At 67.4% G+C, this 19,679-nt stretch carries 19 protein-coding genes; 10 read left to right on the forward strand and 9 right to left on the reverse strand.

All coding sequences use genetic code 11. The features are described 5' to 3' along the window. Positions 1–64: 64 nt before the first annotated feature. From narI to ACWEFV_RS09210, 6 genes are all read right to left on the reverse strand, one after another. Entirely contained in the window at positions 65–793 is a 729-nt protein-coding gene (gene narI, locus ACWEFV_RS09185; RefSeq protein WP_450069913.1) for a respiratory nitrate reductase subunit gamma, read from the reverse strand. Beyond that, positions 793–1,443 carry a nitrate reductase molybdenum cofactor assembly chaperone gene (gene narJ / locus ACWEFV_RS09190; RefSeq protein ID WP_450069914.1) on the reverse strand — a complete coding sequence of 217 codons (651 nt, stop codon included), beginning with the start codon at positions 1,441–1,443 and terminating at the stop codon, positions 793–795. The genes narI and narJ overlap by 1 nt, the downstream gene beginning before the upstream one ends. Next, positions 1,443–3,089: a nitrate reductase subunit beta gene (gene narH, locus ACWEFV_RS09195; protein ID WP_450069915.1), complete on the reverse strand. Its 1,647-nt coding sequence runs from the start codon at positions 3,087–3,089 to the stop codon at positions 1,443–1,445. The genes narJ and narH overlap by 1 nt, the downstream gene beginning before the upstream one ends. Next, positions 3,086–6,772 (reverse strand): nitrate reductase subunit alpha, encoded by a 3,687-nt coding sequence (locus ACWEFV_RS09200; RefSeq protein ID WP_450069916.1) that lies wholly within the window; start codon positions 6,770–6,772, stop codon positions 3,086–3,088. Before ACWEFV_RS09200 ends, narH begins: the two co-directional genes overlap by 4 nt. Next, the gene (locus tag ACWEFV_RS09205; RefSeq protein ID WP_450070160.1) at positions 6,769–7,947 is read right to left on the reverse strand and encodes a nitrate/nitrite transporter; all 1,179 of its coding nucleotides are present in this window, start codon (positions 7,945–7,947) and stop codon (positions 6,769–6,771) included. Before ACWEFV_RS09205 ends, ACWEFV_RS09200 begins: the two co-directional genes overlap by 4 nt. 234 nt (positions 7,948–8,181) lie before the next feature. Further along, positions 8,182–8,592 carry a (deoxy)nucleoside triphosphate pyrophosphohydrolase gene (locus tag ACWEFV_RS09210; protein ID WP_450069917.1) on the reverse strand — a complete coding sequence of 137 codons (411 nt, stop codon included), beginning with the start codon at positions 8,590–8,592 and terminating at the stop codon, positions 8,182–8,184. A gap of 27 nt (positions 8,593–8,619) precedes the next feature. Between ACWEFV_RS09210 and ACWEFV_RS09215 the strand changes: the two genes are divergently transcribed. Then, complete coding sequence (locus ACWEFV_RS09215; RefSeq protein ID WP_450069918.1) at positions 8,620–8,913, forward strand: 4a-hydroxytetrahydrobiopterin dehydratase; 294 nt, start codon at positions 8,620–8,622, stop codon at positions 8,911–8,913. Here the strand turns inward: ACWEFV_RS09215 and ACWEFV_RS09220 are convergent. After that, positions 8,882–10,093, reverse strand: a complete 1,212-nt coding sequence (locus ACWEFV_RS09220; RefSeq protein WP_450069919.1) for a mannosyltransferase — start codon at positions 10,091–10,093, stop codon at positions 8,882–8,884. The two genes, ACWEFV_RS09215 and ACWEFV_RS09220, sit on opposite strands and share 32 nt — an antisense overlap. Positions 10,094–10,319: 226 nt before the next feature. Between ACWEFV_RS09220 and ACWEFV_RS09225 the strand changes: the two genes are divergently transcribed. Both ACWEFV_RS09225 and ACWEFV_RS09230 read left to right on the forward strand, forming a co-directional pair. Continuing rightward, entirely contained in the window at positions 10,320–10,985 is a 666-nt protein-coding gene (locus tag ACWEFV_RS09225) for a hypothetical protein (protein ID WP_450069920.1), read from the forward strand. Positions 10,986–11,026: 41 nt separating this feature from the next. Further along, on the forward strand, positions 11,027–12,049 hold the full coding sequence (locus tag ACWEFV_RS09230) for an Rv1157c family protein (RefSeq protein WP_450069921.1): 1,023 nt from the start codon (positions 11,027–11,029) through the stop codon (positions 12,047–12,049). A 120-nt stretch (positions 12,050–12,169) separates the two neighbouring features. On the opposite strand, the gene ACWEFV_RS09235 is transcribed toward ACWEFV_RS09230, so the two are convergent. Both ACWEFV_RS09235 and ACWEFV_RS09240 read right to left on the reverse strand, forming a co-directional pair. Then, positions 12,170–12,319: a DUF1059 domain-containing protein gene (locus ACWEFV_RS09235; RefSeq protein WP_003882209.1), complete on the reverse strand. Its 150-nt coding sequence runs from the start codon at positions 12,317–12,319 to the stop codon at positions 12,170–12,172. Between the two features lie 100 nt (positions 12,320–12,419). After that, positions 12,420–13,007 (reverse strand): HhH-GPD-type base excision DNA repair protein, encoded by a 588-nt coding sequence (locus tag ACWEFV_RS09240; RefSeq protein ID WP_450069922.1) that lies wholly within the window; start codon positions 13,005–13,007, stop codon positions 12,420–12,422. A gap of 98 nt (positions 13,008–13,105) precedes the next feature. Here ACWEFV_RS09240 and ACWEFV_RS09245 point away from each other — a divergent pair, with 98 nt between their 5' ends. From ACWEFV_RS09245 to ACWEFV_RS09275, 7 genes are all read left to right on the forward strand, one after another. After that, positions 13,106–13,402, forward strand: a complete 297-nt coding sequence (locus tag ACWEFV_RS09245) for a DUF732 domain-containing protein (protein ID WP_450069923.1) — start codon at positions 13,106–13,108, stop codon at positions 13,400–13,402. Positions 13,403–13,451: 49 nt separating this feature from the next. Then, entirely contained in the window at positions 13,452–14,651 is a 1,200-nt protein-coding gene (locus ACWEFV_RS09250) for a sensor histidine kinase (RefSeq protein WP_450069924.1), read from the forward strand. Beyond that, positions 14,648–15,445, forward strand: coding sequence for a LytR/AlgR family response regulator transcription factor (locus ACWEFV_RS09255; protein ID WP_450069925.1), 798 nt, complete (start codon positions 14,648–14,650; stop codon positions 15,443–15,445). The genes ACWEFV_RS09250 and ACWEFV_RS09255 overlap by 4 nt, the downstream gene beginning before the upstream one ends. Further along, complete coding sequence (locus ACWEFV_RS09260; RefSeq protein WP_167857947.1) at positions 15,438–15,812, forward strand: hypothetical protein; 375 nt, start codon at positions 15,438–15,440, stop codon at positions 15,810–15,812. Before ACWEFV_RS09255 ends, ACWEFV_RS09260 begins: the two co-directional genes overlap by 8 nt. Beyond that, on the forward strand, positions 15,809–17,539 hold the full coding sequence (locus tag ACWEFV_RS09265; protein ID WP_135457398.1) for a sodium/solute symporter: 1,731 nt from the start codon (positions 15,809–15,811) through the stop codon (positions 17,537–17,539). Before ACWEFV_RS09260 ends, ACWEFV_RS09265 begins: the two co-directional genes overlap by 4 nt. Positions 17,540–17,686: 147 nt before the next feature. Beyond that, on the forward strand, positions 17,687–18,031 hold the full coding sequence (locus ACWEFV_RS09270; RefSeq protein WP_450069926.1) for a DUF485 domain-containing protein: 345 nt from the start codon (positions 17,687–17,689) through the stop codon (positions 18,029–18,031). Continuing rightward, positions 18,031–19,662: a solute symporter family protein gene (locus tag ACWEFV_RS09275; RefSeq protein WP_135457402.1), complete on the forward strand. Its 1,632-nt coding sequence runs from the start codon at positions 18,031–18,033 to the stop codon at positions 19,660–19,662. Before ACWEFV_RS09270 ends, ACWEFV_RS09275 begins: the two co-directional genes overlap by 1 nt. Positions 19,663–19,679: the final 17 nt, after the last annotated feature.

Raw genomic sequence — 19,679 nt, forward strand, 5'->3', positions numbered from 1 at the left:
TCCTCCGCCTGCGGTCCACCCCCGGGCAGGGTCAAAGGTCCCTTGTTCAGGCGCTTGCCGGCGCTCACCAGCCCCGACGCTGCGGTCGTGACCCGACCAACTCTGACTTCTCGGCGACATCCCGGCTGCGGTACACCACATAGGGCCGGAACAGGTAGCCGATCGGGGCGCTGAACACGTGCACCAGCCGGGTGAACGGCCACAGGCAGAACAGCGCCAGCGCGATCATGACGTGGATGTGGAAGTACACCGGCGCCTGGACCATCAGGTCGCCGCGGGGCTGCAGGATCCAGATCGACCGGAACCACGGAGACACGGTCTCGCGATAGTCGTGCTCGGCGCCCCCCGGCGTCGCTCCGATCGCAGTGCAGGCGAAGCCGGCCACCATCGCGGCCACCAGAACCACATACATCGTCTTGTCGTTGACGGTGGTGGCCATGAAGACCGGGCCGGTGACACGGCGGCGGTAGATCAGCAGGGCGATCCCGACCAGGGCCGCGACACCGGCGATCCCGCCGAGGATGACCGCCTGCAAGTGATACACATGATCGCTCATCACCAGGTCCATCCAGGATTCGGGGATGAACAGGCCGATGACATGGCCGATGAACACGACGAGCATGCCGAAGTGGAACATCGGGCTGGCGATGCGCAGCAGCCGCGACTCGTAGAGTTGCGACGAGCGCGTGGTCCAGCCGAACTTGTCGTAGCGGTACCGCCACCAGGTGCCGACTGCCACCACCGCCAGCGTCACATACGGCACCACATCCCAGAAGATCTCCCAGCCCGACATCAGAGCACCTCCTGTACCCGGCGGGGCGGAACGGTCAGCTGAAATGGCTGCAGTCCCACGGATTCAGCCGGCGGCCCGGCCATGATCAACCGCGACACGTCGTCCACGGAGGCCAGGGGCGGCAGGGTTGCGTCCACCGCTGCGACGACGGGCGCGTAGGGCGACCTCCGCTCGGCCAACGCTCGGGCCACCACACCGATCGGCACCCGGTACTTGGCGAGCAACCGGCGCCCCACATCCGGGTCGACCGTGGCGGCGAATTCCAGCACCACCGGAAGATGGTCGGGTGCTTCACCTTTCGGGATCCCAGCGCCTGCGGCGCGGTAGGCCTGGGTGAATTCGACCATGTCCGCACCGCGGTTTCGGGTGTCCCCCGACGTCCAGTAGGTCAGGAGCATGGTGCACCGCTTGTGCAGGTCGAAGGTCTCGACATACTCCTGCGCCAGTTCCATGGTGGGTCGAAGGCTCAGCCGTACAACGGTTTCGCCGAGCAGCGCCCGTGCCTCACCGGTGACGTGGTCCAGCAGACGCGCCGCGGTCTGCAGACGATCGGCATGGCCGTCGTCCGGGTAGGCAAGCATCAGCGACGCCGCCTGCCACACCAGGCGGTCCTGCATGGCGCTTTCGCGGGTTCGCTTGCGACGTTTCATCACTGATCTCCCGGGAACATGCCCGACGGCACTCCCCTGCCGTCCCAGTTGAGCAGGTTGACCCGCGACGGACGTTCGGCGTTGGCAGCCATGCCGCCGCTGGTCTGCCGGTGTTGAAGCGCATGGAAGGTCTCCACCGCCACCGGCACCGGCCCACCGCTGGCCTCACCGAACGGGCCCGACTCGTACATTCCGGGCCCACCTTCGAACGACAATGAGCAGCCGGGCTCCTCCGCGCCGGGGATCCCCTCGGTGCTGTACGCGGTCGGAATGACGTAGCGCTCCTCATATTTCGCCAACGCCAGCAGCCGGTACATCTCGTACATGTGTTCCTCGGTCATGCCGACCGCGGCCGGGATGTGCGGCTGGGTCTGACGGCCGAGGTTGATGTCGCGCATGTAGGACCGCATCGCCGCGAGCCGGCGGAGCACCCCTTCGACGACGGCGGTGTCCCCCGCGGTGAACAACCCGGCCAGGTACTCGATCGGGATACGCAGCGCCTCGAGCGCGCCGAAGAGATTGCCGACGTTCTCGCCGTCGTGGCCGTCACGGCTGACCGCGTCGACCACCGGCGACAGCGGCGGGATGTACCACACCATCGGCACCGTCCGGAACTCCGGATGCAGCGGCAGCGCAACGCCATAGGTGTGGATGAGCTTGTACACCGGTGAGCGTTGGGCGGCCTCGATCCACTCGTCGGAGATGCCCTCGGCCCGGGCCCCGGCGATCACCTCGGGGTCGGCCGGGTCGAGCAGGATCTGCCGCTGCGCCTCGTAGAGATCCTTGTCCTCAGGTACCGACGCCGCCTCCAGCACCCGGTCGACGTCATATAACACCAGGCCGAGGTAGCGCAGCCGGCCCACGCAGGTTTCCGAACACACCGTGGGCAGCCCGACCTCGATCCGCGGGTAGCACAGCGTGCACTTCTCGGCCTTGCCGGTCTTGTGGTTGAAATACACCTTCTTGTAAGGGCATCCGGACACGCACATGCGCCACCCGCGGCACCGGTCCTGATCGACCAGCACGATGCCGTCCTCGGAACGCTTGTACATCGCGCCCGACGGGCAGGATGCCACACACGCCGGGTTGAGGCAGTGCTCGCAGATCCGGGGCAGATAGAACATGAAGGTCTGCTCGAGTTCGAGCTTGATCTGCTCGCTGACCTGCTTGAGGACCGGGTCGCCGGGCACGATCTCCGGTGAACCCGCAAGGTCGTCGTCCCAGTTCGCCGACCACGAAACCTTCATGGGCTTACCGGTGATCAGGCTGCGGGGCGGCGCGGTGGGAAAGTGTTCACCCAGCGGCGCCGAAGTCAGGTTCTCGTAGTCGTAGGTCCACGGCTCGTAGTAGTCGTCGATGGACGGCAGCTTCGGGTTCGCGAAGATCCTGGCCAGCTTGGCCAACCGGCCGCCGTCGCGCAGCCTCAGCCGGCCGCGGCGATCCAGCTTCCACCCGCCACGCCACTTCTCCTGATCCTGGTAGGTACGCGGATAGCCCTGTCCCGGACGGGTTTCGACGTTGTTGAACCAGACGTACTCGGTCCCGGCCCGGTTGGTCCAGGCCTGTTTGCAGGTCACCGAACAGGTCTGACATCCGATGCACTTGTCGAGGTTCATCACCATCGCCATCTGGGCCATGACCTTCACTGGTACTTCACCTCCTGTGAGCGGCGGCGGACCACCGTCACTTCATCGCGCTGATTTCCGGTGGGGCCGAGATAGTTCCAGGCGAACGAGTGCTGGGCATACCCGCCGGCAAGGTGGCTGGGCTTGACCAGCAGCCGGGTCAGTGAATTGTGGATACCGCCACGGGTTCCGGTGGTTTCGGTCAGCGGAACGTCGATGGTCCGTTCCTGTGCGTGGTAGACGTACACCACACCGTCGGGCATGCGGTGGCTGACCACGGCGCGGCACACCAGTACGCCGTTGCGGTTCACCGCCTCGATCCAGTCGTTGTCCTTGACTTCGATCTTCGCGGCGTCCGACGGACTCATCCACATGGTGGGGCCACCGCGTGACAGCGAGAGCATGAACAGGTTGTCCTGGTACTCCGAGTGGATCGACCACTTGGAATGCGGGGTCAGGTACCGCACGGTGAGGCCGATACCGTCGCGCCCCAGCTTGGATTCGCCGAACAACCGCGCCATGTCCAGCGGTGGCCGGTAGATCGGCAGCTGCTCTCCGAGCTCTTCCAGCCAGTCGTGGTCGACGTAGAAGTGCATCCGGCCGGTGAGGGTGTGGAACGGCTTGAGCTCCTCGATGTTCACCGTGAACGGCGCGTAGCGGCGGCCACCGGTCTCACTGCCCGACCACTCCGGGCTGGTGATCACCGGTACCGGTCTGGCCTGGGTATCGGCGTAGGTGATCCGGCGTTCCTCGCTGCCTTCGGCCAGGTGCACCAGTTTGCGGCCGGTGCGCTTCTCCAGCTCCTTGAACCCCTCGACTGCCAGCCGGCCGTTCGAGGTGCCCGACAACGCGAGGATGACATCGACCATCCGCTCCGCGGTCGTGATCGCGGGACACCCCTGCGCCGCACCGGAATCCATGACACCGAACTTCGCGGCGAGTTCGTGGACTTCCTGGTCGGGGTGCGTCGTGACGCCTTTGGTGGTCAGGCCCAAGCTCTCGACCAGCGGGCCGAGTGCCGACCACTTCTCGGCGATCGCCGTGTAGTCCCGCTCCACGACCACCAGCGGGCCCATTGTCTTGCCCGGCACGGGTGTCTCACCGGTGGTCCGCCAATCATGTTCGGTACCACCGGGATAGGCCATCGCACCGGGGGTGTCGTGCTGCAGCGTGCCCATCACGACATCCGTGCGGGTGCCCAGGTGGCGGGCGGCCAGCGCGCTGAAAACCCGGGCGATCGCCCCGAAAGCCTCGAAATCCGACCGGGTTTCCCAGGGCGGGTCCACGGCCGGGCTGAACGCGTGCACATACGGATGCATGTCGGTGCTGGACAGGTCCGCCTTCTCGTACCAGGTGGCCGCGGGCAACACCACATCCGAGAGCAGCGTCGTCGAGGTCATCCGGAAGTCGATCGACATCAGCATGTCCAGCTTGCCCTCGGGGATGTCCTCGGTCCAGGCCACGTCCCTTGGCCGCAACTCCTCCCCGGTGGGTTCGGCCTGCACGTTCGACGTCGTGCCCAGCAGGTGGCGCAGGAAGTACTCATTGCCCTTGCTGGACGAGCCCAGCAGGTTGGCCCGCCAGACATTGAGCACGCGTGGCCAGTTGGCCGGGTTGTCGGGATCGGTGACCGCGAGTTTTAGCTCGCCACTTGCCAATTGCTCGGCCACATAGTCCGGCACCTCCCGGCCGGCCGCCTTGGCCTCATCGACCACGTCCAGACTGGAGCGGTCGAACTGCGGGTAGAACGGCGTCCATCCCATGGCCACCGCGGAACTCAGCACATCCATCGTGTGCTTGTCGCGGAACCGGCCACGGCCCACCGGACTGGACAGGGCATCCGCGCGGTAGCCGTCGTAGCGCCATTGGTCGGTGTGGGCGTACCAGTACGACGTCCCGGCCATCTGGCGCGGCGGGCGCGACCAGTCGGTGCCCATCGCCATCGCGGCCCACCCGGTGACAGGCCGGCACTTCTCCTGGCCCACGTAGTGCGCCCAGCCGCCGCCGTTGCGGCCCATCGCACCGGTGAGCAGCAGAAGCGCCAGCACCGCCCGGTAGGTGGCGTCGCCGTGGAACCACTGGCAGATGCCCGCGCCCATGATGATCATCGACCGGCCACCGGATTCCTCGGCGTTGCGGGCGAATTCGCGCGCCACCCGGATCGCCTGAGCGGCCGACACACCGGTGATCTGCTCCTGCCAGGCCGGGGTGTAGGGCCGGGTGGCATCGTCGTAACCGGTGGGCCAGTCCCCGGGCAGGCCGGGCCGGTGCACGCCGTACTGGGCCAGCATCAGGTCGAACACCGTGCACACCCGGTGCTCTCCGACGCGCCGCACCGGAACGCCGCGCCGCATGGTCGCGCCGCTGCCGTCCACGGTGTCGAAATGCGGCAGCGTGATCTCGGCCGTCTCGAAGGTGTCACCCAACACGGTCAGCGCGGGAGACAGTTCCTCCAGATCGAGGTTCCACTTGCCCACACCGTCACTGCCGTAACGGAATCCGAGCGATCCCTGCGGTACCGCGACACTGTCACTGGCACCGTCGAGCAGCACCGGTTTGAACGCCGCATTCTCCTGTTCGGCCACTGGTCCGCCGAGATCGGCCGCGGTCAGGTTTTTCCCTGGGACGAGCACACCGTCGCGCTCCTCGAGTTTGACCAGGAACGGCAGATCGGTGAACTGGCGGACATAGTCGACGAAGAACGGAACCCGGTTCTGCACGAAGCATTCGTCGAGGATGACGTGGCCCATCGCCATCGCCAGCGCACCGTCGGTGCCCGCCGCGCACGGCATCCACTCGTCGGCGAACTTGGTGTTGTCGGCGTAATCCGGGCTGACGGTCACCACTTTCGTACCGCGATAACGCACCTCGGCCATCCAGTGCGCGTCCGGCGTGCGCGTCACCGGGACGTTCGAGCCCCACATCATCAGATAGGACGCGTCCCACCAGTCGCCGGACTCCGGCACGTCGGTCTGGTCACCGAACACCTGTGGGGAGGCCACCGGCAGGTCGGCATACCAGTCGTAGAACGACGTCATCACCCCGCCGACGAGTTCGACGAACCGCGACCCCGCCGCGAACGACACCATCGACATCGCCGGGATCGGCGAGAACCCGGCCACCCGGTCCGGCCCGTAGGCCTTGATCGTGTGCACATGTGCGGCGGCGATCATCTCGGTGGCCTCGGCCCAGCTGACCCGGACCAGGCCGCCCTTGCCGCGGGCCCGCTGATACCGCGTGCGGCGATCGGGGTCGCCCTGGATGTCGGCCCAGGCCAGCACCGGATCCTTCAGGCGCGCCTTGGCTTCCCGGTACATCTCGACCAGTACGCCGCGCGCATACGGATACCGCACCCGCGTCGGCGAGTAGGTGTACCAGGAGAATGCTGCACCGCGCGGGCACCCGCGTGGCTCGTACTCGGGGCGGTCCGGACCCACGGACGGGTAGTCGGTCTCCTGGGTTTCCCAGGTGATGATCCCGTCCTTGACGTAGATCTTCCAGGAACACGATCCCGTGCAGTTGACCCCGTGGGTCGAACGCACCACCTTGTCGTGGCTCCACCGGTCGCGGTAGAACACATCGCCCTGACGGCCCCCTTTGCGCGTGACGGTACGCAGATCACCGGAGAACTCACCGGCGGTGAAGAACCTGCCACTACGCTCGAGCAGCTCCTCGATCGATCCGCCGATGTGGGGCTTGGTCATTGCCGCGCCTCCTTGGGCTGTGGTTCGTGCGCGTGAAGGCGCAGGGCCGTGTAACCGAAGGCCACCAATGCCGTCGCCACCAGCAGCAGAAGCCCGACTGAGTAGTCGTGATCTACAGCGTCATACGTCGCACCCATCACCAGCGGTGGGAAGTAGCCGCCCAAACCGCCTGCGGCGGCCACGATCCCGGTGACGGAGCCCACCTCCTTGGCCGGTGACCGGCGCGCCACCCAGGCGAACACGCCGCCGGTGCCGATGCCCAGGAAGATCGCCAGACCGATGAACGTCGCGGCCGACCACACATCGGGCGGCGGCTGGAACATCGCGATGAAGGCGAGTGCCGCCGTCCCGGCGAAGGAAGTGAGCACCACGAACTTGGGCGGGATCCGATCCGACAGTGCACCGCCGACCGGCCGGGCCAGCACCGCGGCCAGCGCGAATCCCGCTGTGCGACTACCTGCTTCGACCGAGGAGAACTCGTACACGTTCTTGATGTAAGTGGGCAGGTAGTTGCTGAACGCCACGAATCCACCGAAGACCACCGCGTACAGGAACGACATCTCCCACGTCACGGGAAGCTTCAGCGCCGACTTGAGCTTGGGCATCACCGGATCGGTATTCGGCTCGAACACGGGTGAATTACGCATCACCACCAAACACAGCACCGCGGTCAGCGCCAGCGCGACCGCGATGATGAGGTGGGTGGGGAACAACCCGAACCACCGCACGAATCTCGGCGTGAAGAATGCCGACAACGCCGTGCCGACCATGCCCATACCGAACACGCCGGTGGCATAGCCGCGACGGGAGGGCGCATACCAGTTGTTGGCGAACGGGATTCCGACCGCGAAGATGGTGCCCGCGATGCCCAGGAAGAACCCGCACACCAACAACATCGGGTAAGACCTGGCCTCGCCGGCCGCCCCGACGGCCAGCACCGGCACGATCGAGGCCAGCGTGACCGCGAGGAACATGGTGCGGCCGCCGTACTTGTCGGTCAGCGCGCCGACTGCGACCCGGCCGAGCGACCCGACCAGTATGGGAGTGGCGACAAGCATGGATGCCTGGGTGCTGCTCAGCCTCATGTCGACGGCGTAGGTGGTGGACAGCGGGCCGATCATGTTCCAGGCCCAGAAATTGATGGCCGAGACCCATGTGGCCAGCAAGAGATTCATGCTCTGCCCTTGGCCCAGGTACGGCGTACTTGCCGTGGTCACCACAACAGCAAAACACCATGTTCGGCGCGGTCGCGCCATTTTCCCGGAAACGTTGCGGGCAGTTTCACGGAAATGTAATCCGCAACATCGGTATGTCGAAATTAATCCCGTTGCGCTGCGGTCACTTTATTGCGCGAGCAGTCCCCCGCAGGCGGGAGGGGCCCCAGTGAAAGTACCCGAAATCGGGCTGTTTCAGGTACTTTCGCGTCCGCTCGGCGGAGAGAGTGCTGCGGCCAAATCGGTGAGCCAGGCCCGGTCGGCGGGCACCCATGGCAGCTGGTCGAGCTCTCCGGCCGTCACCCAGCGCAGTGCCCGGTGGTCGTGCGGCTGCGGACTGCCCGACGTGAGCGTCACCCGGTAGGCGCGCAGCGTCATGCCCGCCTTCAGCGCGACATCCACACCCAGCCGGGCACCGACGGTCACCTCGACGCCCAGCTCCTCCCGCAGTTCGCGGGTCAGGGCGTCGGCGTCACTCTCGTCGGGAGCCACCTTGCCGCCGGGCAGCTCCCACAGACCAGCCAGCTCCGGGGGCCGCTGTCGTTGGGCGACCAACAGCCGGGCCCCGGAGAACAGGGCACCGGCCACCACGATCTGCTCATCCATCGCGCCCGACGGTATACCGTCGGGCATATGGCCGTGTTATCGAACGATCAGGTCGACGCCGCACTGCCCGATCTGCCGGGCTGGGAGCGCGCGGCGGGCGCCCTGCGCAGATCCACCAAATTCCCGACGTTCCTCGACGGCATCGACGCGGTACGCCGCGTGGCTGACCTCGCCGAGGAAAAAGACCATCATCCTGACATCGACATCCGCTGGCGCACAGTCACATTCGCACTGGTGACGCATTCCGCCGGCGGGATCACCGAGAGGGACATCCAGCTGGCCAAGGAGATCAACCGGATTCTGGCCGCCCAGCCCGGCTAGTCGCGATCCAGGCCAGCGTGGCGAGCGTCGCGACGATGTAGACCAGCCCGGCCCAGGCCAGGTACCAGGGCCGGCTGATCACCCAGATCGTCGGCTGGGCAAAACTGAGCAGCCACGGCACCCCGACCAACGTCAGCGCCAGCCAACCCCACCCCAGGATCCGTGCGCCCAGCCGGTCGGCCAATGGCCCGTGCAGCAACCAGATCATCAGCGGGATCAGCCAGACCCAGTGGTGCGTCCACGAAATCGGTGAAAGCAGCAACCCGAACAGGCTCACGATCACGATGGCACCCAGCCTGTCGGCGCTGCCGCCGACGGCCCGCCACGCCAGCACGGCGAGGACCGCGGTGACCGCGATACCGAGCAGCACGGCCGGGCCGTATCCGGCGTCATGGCCGAGGATGCGCGAGATCCCGCCGCGCCACGATTGGTTGAACGACGTCCCGATCGGCCCGATCCGGTCTGCGTCACCGAGCAATTCGGTGAAGTACCGGCGCGCCTCATCTCCGATCACCAGCACTGAGACCGCGACCGTTCCGAAAAACACCACAGCCGAGAACACTGCGGTGGCCCACCGGCGCGCGCCGACGAAGTACAAGCCCGACACCGCGGGCGTGAGTTTCACCCCGGCGGCCAGGCCCACCAACAGCCCGGACAGCCACCAACGATTGCTGTAGACGGCGTAGAGCACCGCGAGCACCAGGACGACATTGACCTGGCCGTAGTCGAACGTGCTGCGCAGCGGTTCGGTCCAGATGCCGACGGCGGTCCACAGCATCGCGACACGCCGGGGCGCCGGCCCGCCGAGCAACAGCTGACTGATCCGCACCACGCCGTACAGCGCGGCGATGATGCCGATCTGCCAGCAGAACGCGACCAGCCCGAAGGGCAGCAGGTGCAATGGGTAGAACACCACCGCGGCGAACGGCGGATAGGTGAAAGGCAATGGGAAATCCGGCGTCTGGTCCGCGTAGACGTAGTCATAGAGCGCCCCTGCGTGACCGTCGAGCGTGGCTGCGCCACCGACGTAGACATGCAGGTCGACGAAATTGGCACCGTTCGGGACGAGGTACGTCCAGGCCAGGCGCGCCGCAATGCTGAGGACCAGCAACACAGGCGCCAGGCGGTAGAGCCGCGCGGTTGCTGAGACGTGGGTGGCCGGTTCGGTGTTAACGGACACGACTTTAGCGACCCGTCCACCGCCGTCGTCCGCCCGCCGCGTCACGCCGACGGTTTGTCACGCCGGGGTTACGGTGCGCGCCCGGCGCATAACGCCCGAGGCACTGCGCGATAACGAATTCAGCCGCTGCAGTAACGGTTGAATAACCGCCACACGTGTCACTTGAGTAACACCAGTAACTGGATAGTTTCGTGCTCAGTCGTTCAAGCAACCGATTGGGAGAACCATGATCTTCACCTGGAGAGCAATTTCCACCAGCATGATCGCGGCCGCCGGCGCAGTCCCGGTCGCGTTGGCCCTCAGCGCCGCAGCGAACGCCGAGCCGGTGCCCCCGGCCCCGGCGGTCCCCGCGCCGAACCTGCCGATCGTCAACCAGCTCGCCGGCGTGCCGGCCGTCGCGCCGCAACTGCTGCAAGGCGTGACCTCTGCATTGACCGGCACCCCCGCCGCCGCCCCGGCACCCGCCCCGGGTGCCACCGCATCGGTGACCCTGCCCCAGATGCCCACGTCCGTCACACCGGCAGCGGCCAATGCGCCCCTGGGATCTCTGGTGCCGGGCTTGCCCACCGCACCGGCCGCCGTGCCGGCCGCAACGGTGCCGACGGCTCCGGTCAGCGGCCCCGCATCCTTGATCCCCTCGGCCGAGCTGACGATCCCGCAGCTGCCCGGGATGCCGATCCCGCTGCCCCAGAAGGTGAACATCCCGGGCGACCTGGCCTCACTGGCTCCGGTCGCGGCTCAAACGGCACTGCCTGTCACCGCCGCGGCGGCCCCGTTGGCCCCGGCAGCGGCGGCGGCTCCGGCCCTGGCGGCTCCCGCGGCTGCAGCTCCCGGCATCACCAACCCGGGTGTCGCAGCACTGGCACCGCTGCTGACCGCCGGCCTGCCCTGATCCACGAACTGGTCTGACCGCCCGAAACGATTGGGAAAGCCATGTCACCGCGCAAGTCACCGAAAATGTTGTTCGCCAGCGCCATCGCAGTCGGTACGTCGGCTGCGTTGCTGTTCGGCACCGGAGTAGCCAACGCCGACCCGGCGCCGGCCGCACCGTTGCCGGCCGCACCGTTGCCGATCGACAACGTGCAGGCTCCCGGCCTGTCGGCGGTGGAAGGCCTCAGCCCGATCATCCAGCAGGCCGCGGCCGATCCGGGTGGCGCTGTGCAGCTGTTGATGGCAGCCGCACAGGCCTTCGCTGCCAACAAATCGGAATCGGCTGAATCCCGCAACGTCGCGACGGCGGTCAACCACTTCGCGGCCCAGCCTGTCGCCGCACCCGAGCATGTTCCCGCCCTGGGTGCCGGCGGCGACGCTCACCTGCCGATGGGTGTCGACCCGGCCCATGCGGCCGGGCCGGCCCCTGAGGCACTGCCCGCTCCCGCCCCGGCGCCGGCTCCCGAGGCCGCGCCTGCTCCGGCGCCCGCCCCTGCCCCTGAAGCCGCACCCGCTCCCGCCCCCGGGGCTGTTCCGGCGGCGGCCACGATCCCGGCCCCGGCACCCGCGCCTGAAGCTGCACCGGCGGGCGCCGCGGCCCCTGGCTTCGGACCGAACACACCCACGAAGCAGGACTTCATGTACCCGTCGATCAGCAACGGGTGCCTCAAAGACGGCGGAAATGTTCTGGCGACCGCGATCTCGGTGGCCGGGCCCGCCACCATTCCGCTGCCCGGCCCGAAGCCAGGCCAGACCGCTTATGTGTTCACCGCGATCGGTACCCCCGGCCCGGCCGCCGAGCAGAAGCTTCCGCTCAACGCCACATGGGTGAACCTGACGACCGGCAAGTCCGGCAGCGTGACGCTCCAGCCGCGCTCGGACCTCAACCCCGAGGGCCCGACCACGCTGACCGCGATCGCCGACACCGGATCGGGCAGCATCATGACGACGATCTTCGGACAGGTCACGACGACCGAGATGCAGTGCCAGTTCATGCCCACCATCGGATCCACGGTGGTGCCCTGACCACACCATATGAATGGGGAAACGAAATTCCCGGTCGCTGGCCTCATGGCCGGCGACCGGGAATTTTGTCAGGGGCTGTAAGTCTGGGGCTGTAAGTCTGGGGGCCTGGTAGGCCGTGAATCAGTAAGCCATGAACAGGATCATTTCCCGGTCGTACTCACGCCCGGGGTGCTGCTGAGCCAGGTGCGCCTGGGCCTTCTCGACCAGGTCGTCCTCATCGGTCCCGCTGATCGCTTCGCCGCACGGGCAATTCAGGTGTGTCTTCGCCATATATTCACCTTTGCATAGGTAGCCCAGCTTTCAACCCCGAGTCTGCGCACAGATCGCGATTTCGCGTCGAAACGCGATCTGGGCGCAGGCTCGAAGCCAATCAGGCCTTGGCGGCCTTGGCTTCCTTCGCCGCGGCCTTCATCTGCTTCTTGTGGGTGCGAACCTTCTGCAACGACCCGGGATCCACCACGTCGGCCACCGACATGAAGCTGCCGGCAGTGCCGTAATCCCCCGCCGCCTCACGCCAGCCCTCCGGTGTGACCCCGTATTGCTTGCCCAACAGCGCCAAGAAGATCCGGGCTTTCTGATCACCGAACCCGGGCAGACGCTTGAGCCGGCGCAGCACCTCTTTGCCATCGGGGTCGCCGCCGGTCCACAACGCCGTCACGTCACCGTCGTACTCGTCGACGATGGCCCGAGCGAGGTCCTGCACCCGCTTGCCCATCGACCCCGGAAACCGGTGAATGGCAGGGGTTTGCGAAACCACCGCGATGAATTCGTCCGGGTTGTAGTCAGCGATCTCGCGAGCATCGACGTCACCGAGACGGTCGGCGATCTTCTTGGGCCCGGCGAATGCCGTCTCCATCGGGATCTGCTGGTCCAACAACATCCCCACCAAAAGCGCGAACGGGTTGGACTCCAGCAGCGCGTCGGCCTCCGGATCTTGGACTAGCTGCAGTTTTCCCACGGCGCCAGTCTAGGACTCCGCACGTTTTTGACGTCTGTGTCGGTCCAGTGTGCGAATGTGTACGCGATAACCGGTGAATATGCCCATAGGAGTTGGACATGAGACGCGTCGTTGCACCACTTATTGCAGCGGTGGCTACCGCGATTGCCTTGGCCGCCACGGCCAACGCCATCCCCGACCAGGGCACGCCGGACTTCGACAACTACATGCAGGGCCTGGACCGCAATGGATTCCACCTCAACCCGGATACTGCATGGCGCGTCGCTCACCAGGCTTGTACGGGCAGCATCCCGGGGTACATCAGTTGGGAGTTGGCCGCACAGGGCGTGATCGGCCCGGGCGCCGAGCAGCGGGTGTACGACGTGGCCAGAAAGTACGCCTGCCCCGTTCAATAGGTGAGCTAGCTGCGGTTTTCCCGCAAAGCCATCTAAGGTTGGCCGCACGATGTCCGGCGAGGTTGCAGTCGCGCTGGCCCTGGCGCTGATCCTGGCGGCGTTCGCCGCCGTCGTGGTGGTGCGCACCCGAAAAGTGGTGGCCACCCCCACCGAGCGTGCCGTGCACGCCGCGCTGCACACCGCGGCCCAGGCGGCCCGTGCATTGCGCCAGGGTCTGGACACCGAATCCGCTCGGACCGCCGCGCCCTATCTGCGTGAATTGACCGGCACCGCAGGGCTGGCGCTGTTCGACGACGACGCGGCCCTGCTGGCCCGCGACCACGACGACGAGGCGATCTGGCAGTCCGACACCGTCGACGTCTGCGCCGACACCGCACGGGAGTCGATCGCCGCCGGGCGCCGCGTGCTGCGCACGGCTCGCTCGACGGCGGTGGTGGCCCAGCCGCTGCTGACCGAGGGCGGCGAGGTGCTCGGCGCCCTCGTCGTGCTGGCACCGGCCAGCCCCGGCCCGGGCATGCTCGGCGCGGTCGGCGAGGTGGCCCGCTACGCGGCCAGCCAGATCGAGCTCGCCGAGCTCGACGCGTCGCGCGCCCGGCTGGACCGGGCTGAGGTGCTGGCGCTGCGCGCCCAGATCAGCCCGCACTTCATCTACAACGCGCTCAACACGATTGCGTCGTTCGTCCGCACCGACCCCGACCGGGCCCGTGAGCTGATCCTCGAATTCGCCGACTTCACCCGGTACTCGTTCCGCGCGGCCGGGCAATACACCACGTTGGCCGACGAGCTGCGCAACATCGACCGCTACCTCACGCTGGAGCGGGCCCGGTTCGGCGCCAACCTGAAGGTGCGGCTGCAGGTGGCCCCCGAGGTGCTCAATGTCGTGGTGCCGTTCCTCGCGCTACAACCGTTGGTGGAGAACGCGGTGCGGCACGGGCTAGCCGGCAAAGGCGGCGGATCGGTGGAGATCATCGCGCGCGACGCAGGCACCGAATGCGTGATCACCGTCGAGGACGACGGCACCGGCATGGATCCGGACACGCTGCGCGCCGGACCAGGCGACGCATTGGCCGACCGCACCGGCGAGTCCGCCCACGTCGGGCTGACCAATGTCGATCACCGGCTGCGGGCGGCGTTCGGCAACGACTACGGTCTTGTGGTCGAGACAGCGGTCGGGGCGGGCACGAAAGTGGTGATGCGCGTGCCGAAGTTCCGCTCAGGGGTCCGAGCCGGCGGAGGTGCGTTCAGGTGAGTGCCAACCTGACCGTGCTCGCCGTCGACGACGAGGCACCCGCACTCGACGAGCTGGCCTACCTGCTGGGCCGGCACCCCGACATCGGTGCGGTGCACACCGCGTCCGACGCCACCTCGGCGCTACGCGAACTCAACCAGCACGCCTTCGACGCGGTGTTTCTCGACATCAACATGCCCGGGCTGTCGGGGATCGAATTGGCCGGTGTGCTGGCCAATTACACGAACCGGCCCGCCGTGGTATTCGTGACCGCCCACGAGGACAAGGCGGTGGCCGCCTTCGACGTCGGCGCCGTGGACTATCTGCTCAAGCCGATCCGGCAGAACCGCCTGGATGAGGCCGTGCGCCGGGTCGCCTCGGCGGCACCACGACCACCGGCCGAGGCGGCGGGGGGCGCCACCGCCGAGGATCAGGACTGGGATGTCGTGCCGGCCGAATTGGGCGGCATCACTCACCTGGTGCCCCGCGACAGCATCGGCTGGGTCGAGGCCGAGGGCGACTACGCCAGGCTGCACTCGGCGACCGGTGCGCACCTGGTGAGAATCCCGTTGAGCACCTTGGAAGCCCGCTGGCGCGACCACGGGTTCCAGCGCATCCACCGGTCCTACCTGGTGTCCCTGCGACAGGTCACCGGGCTCCGCACGTCCGATGGCGCGGTTCTGGTTCGGTTGCGCGCCAACGGAACTTCGCCCGCTGTCGAACTGCCGGTGAGCCGACGCCAGGCCCGGGAACTGCGCGACCGGCTGGTCCGCGATCCGATGCGTTCCCTCAAGCCGGCGGGCAGCGATGAGTGAGCGGCCCACTCCTCAACGTGAGCGGGTGGTCCTCGCCCACCGCCGCGGCACCCGCATGGTGCGAACCCGCGTCGAGGTCCAGGAGCAGACACAGGTCGGCGATGCGCTCGTCCGCGGCCTGGTGCGGACCCAGCTCGGCCTCGCGCTGCGGCTGGCCGGCGTCGTAGTCGTAGCGGTGGTGGCGCTTCTGCTGCTCAATGCCGCCGTGCCGGATCTGGCCGCGCTCACCGTGTTCGGGATCCGACTCAACTGGCTGATCCTGGCCGGGCTGCTCTACCCGTTGCTGTACGGCGTGGGGCGGCTGTACGTGCGGCTGGCAGAGCAGGGCGAACGGGACTTCGTCCGGGTCGTCGACAGCGAACCATGACCGGCGCACCGCTGACCGCCGCCGCCCTGCTGGCCGCCGTGGTGGCCACCATCGCGATCGGGGCGTACGGAGTCCGGTTGTCGCGCACCACCTCCGACTTCCTGGTGGCCTCGCGAAGTGTCGGCCCGCAATGGAATGCCGCCGCGATCTCCGGTGAATACCTCTCCGCTGCTTCGTTTCTCGGAGTGGCCGGGCTGATCGCGAAGTACGGGGCCGACGCGCTGTGGTATCCGGTCGGGTTCACCGCGGGCTATCTGGGCGTGTTGTTGTTCGTGGCAGCACCCCTGCGCCGCTCCGGGGCCTACACCGTCCCCGACTTCGCCGAATTCCGGCTCGGCTCGGCCCGGCTGCGCAAGGTGGCCATGCTCGTCGTCGTGGTGATCTGCCTGTTCTATCTGGCCCCGCAGTACCAGGGGGCCGGACTCGCCCTGAAAACGCTTCTGGGCGTTCCGGTCTGGGTCGGCCCGCTGCTCGTCGCCGCGATCGTCATCACCAACGTGGTGGCCGGTGGCATGCGATCGATCACCTTCGTGCAGGCGTTCCAGTACTGGCTCAAACTCACCGCCGTCGCAGTCCCGGCGCTGGCGCTTCTCGGGTTGTTCATCAGCGACCGAGGGGAATTGGGCGGCCCGCTACCGCCGACCGTGCAGCAGCAGACCACCGTGCAGATCGACACCGCTGTCATGGTCCAGGTCATCGAACCGGCCGGCATCACCGTGTCCGGCGATCTCGACGGCCGCCACGTCGAGTCCGCCCGGATCACGGCGCCCGGCCAACACACCCTCGGCGCGGGCACAACCTTGACGCTGGCCGCCGGTGCGGCCACGCCCGTGGTGGCCGGCACCCCGGGCACCGGCAGCGAGTGGATCGCCTCGGGCGGCGGCCTGGGCGGCGGGCATCCGCTATATCAGGTGCTGTCCATCATCGTCGCGACATTCCTCGGCACCATGGGCCTGCCGCACGTGCTGGTCCGGTTCTACACCAACCCCGACGGGCGGGCCGCGCGCCGGACCGCGCTCGCGGTGGTGGCGCTGCTGTCGGTGTTCTACATCTTCCCGGTCCTGCTCGGGGTGTTCTCCCGGCTCTATGTCCCGCAGCTGCTGATCACCGGAACCGCCGACGCTGCCGTCCTTTTGGCGCCCGGGGCCGCCGTCGGCGGAATCGGCGGCCAACTGCTGGCCGCGCTGGTGGCCGCCGGGGCGATCGCGGCCTTCCTGGCCACCTCGTCGGGGCTGCTGGTCAGCATCGCCGGCGCACTCGCCACCGATGTGCTGCGCGGCCGGGTCCGAGATTTCCGGATCGCCGCGGTGATCGGAGGGTTGATCCCGATTCCGTTGTCGCTGATGGTGTCCGGGCTGGAGTTGTCGCGCAGCGTCGGCTTGGCCTTCGCCGTCGCCGCGTCGACGCTGTGTCCGCTGCTGGTGCTCGGGATCTGGTGGCGCGGACTGACGGTTGTCGGCGCGGCCTGTGGGCTCGTGGTCGGTGGTTGCGTGTGCGGCGGCGCGGTGCTCGTGGCGATCACCGGCGGCGTGGACGACGCCGTGCTCGGCGGTTGGCCCGCGGTGATGGTGGGCTACCCGGCGGCCGTGAGTGTGCCGATCGCCTTCCTGACGATGATCGTGGTCAGCCGGTTCACCAGGCCGACTCCCGGCATCGCGCAGATCTTCGCGCGGATGCACGTACCGGAACGGCTGGGCCTGGGCGTCGAGCGCGTCCCCCCGGGCTGACCGCCTGCCGCTCAGCCCCGTCGACCGACCGTTCAGCGCAACGATGGCCGGATTCGGCGTATCGACCGTGATACGGCCCCTGTGTGACCCACCTCTCAATTAGGTTCAGTGCCCAACCGACACACAGCCAATTGTCAGGAGTCCTCGGTGACCGAAACCGACCTTCCCGAGAGGTCTGCCCCCACCGGGGAGCAGTTCCTCGCCATGCAGGCCAGTCCCGAATTTCAGGAGCTGCGTACCAGACTGCGCCGCTTCGTCTTTCCCATGACCGCGTTCTTCCTGCTCTGGTATGCCCTCTACGTCGCGCTCGGCGCATTCGCCCACGACTTCATGGCAATCCCGGTGTTCGGCAACATCAATGTCGGCCTGCTGATCGGGTTGGGCCAGTTCCTGACCACGTTCCTGATCACCGGGCTGTACGTGCGCTTCGCCAACAAAGAGCTCGACCCGCGGGCCACCGCGATCCGCGAAGAGCTGGAGGGCACCCTCTGATGACGATCACCACCCTCGCCGCCGAAACCGTCGGCAACCCCGTCGCCAACATCGGCATCTTCAGCCTCTTCGTCGTCGTCACGATGATCGTGGTGATCAAGGCCAGCAAGCGCAACGCCACCGCCGACGAGTTCTTCACCGGTGGCCGCGGTTTCTCCGGCCCGCAGAACGGCATCGCCATCGCCGGCGACTACCTCTCGGCGGCCAGCTTCCTCGGCATCGCCGGCGCCATCGCCGTCTACGGCTACGACGGCTTCCTCTACTCCATCGGCTTCCTGGTGGCCTGGTTGGTCGCGTTGTTGCTCGTGGCCGAATTGCTGCGCAACACCGGCAAATTCACCATGGCCGACGTGCTGAGCTTCCGGCTCAAGCAACGGCCGGTGCGGCTGGCCGCGGCGATCTCGACGCTGACGGTGTCGCTGTTCTACCTGCTGGCCCAGATGGCCGGGGCCGGTGGCCTGGTCGCCCTGCTGCTCGACGTCAACAGCCGGGCCGGGCAGTCGATCGTGATCGCCGTCGTCGGCATCCTGATGATCGTCTACGTTCTGGTCGGCGGCATGAAGGGCACCACCTGGGTGCAGATCATCAAGGCCGTACTGCTGATCGCCGGCGCCGCCCTGATGACCGTGATGGTGCTGAGCAAGTTCGGACTGAACTTCTCCGACATCCTCGGCTCGGCGCAGTCGGCGATCTCCGGAGCCACCACCAAGGGCGTATCCGGCCGCGACGTGCTGGCACCCGGCGCGCAGTACGGCGGGTCGCTCACCTCGCAGATCAACTTCATCTCGCTGGCGCTGGCACTCGTGCTCGGCACCGCGGGCCTGCCGCACGTGCTGATGCGCTTCTACACCGTGCCGACCGCGAAAGAGGCTCGGCGGTCGGTGGTCTGGGCGATCGCGCTGATCGGCGCCTTCTACCTGTTCACCTTGGTCCTCGGCTACGGCGCGGCAGCCATGGTCGGCCCGGACCGGATCCTCGGGGCGGCCGGCGGCGTGAACTCCGCGGCCCCGCTGCTGGCCTTCGAACTCGGTGGCGTGATCCTGCTCGGCGTCATCTCGGCGGTGGCGTTCGCGACGATCCTGGCGGTGGTGGCCGGCCTGACCATCACGGCATCAGCCTCCTTCGCCCACGACATCTACGCCTCAGTGCTCAAGTCGCACAAGGTGACTGAAGCCGAGCAGGTGCGGGTGTCGCGCATCACCGCCGTCGTGCTGGGCGTGTTCGCGATCGGGCTGGGAATCCTGGCCAACGGGCAGAACGTGGCGTTCCTGGTGGCCCTGGCATTCGCCGTGGCGGCCGCGGCCAACCTGCCGACGATCCTGTACTCGCTGTACTGGAAGCGATTCAACACCCGCGGCGCCCTGTGGAGCATGTACGGCGGGCTCATCTCGACCATCGTGCTGATCGTGTTCTCGCCTGCCGTTTCGGGCAGTAAGACCGCGATGATCCCCGGCGCGGACTTCGACTTCTTCCCGCTGGCCAATCCGGGCATCGTGTCCATCCCGCTGGCGTTCGCGCTCGGCATCATCGGCACGCTCACCTCGTCCGACAGCGGGAGCCCGGAGCTCAATGCCGAAATGGAAGTGCGATCGCTGACCGGCGTGGGTGCGGAGAAGGCAGTCGCGCACTGATCACCGCACATAGGACC

Source organism: Mycobacterium sp. NPDC004974, assembly GCF_053600815.1.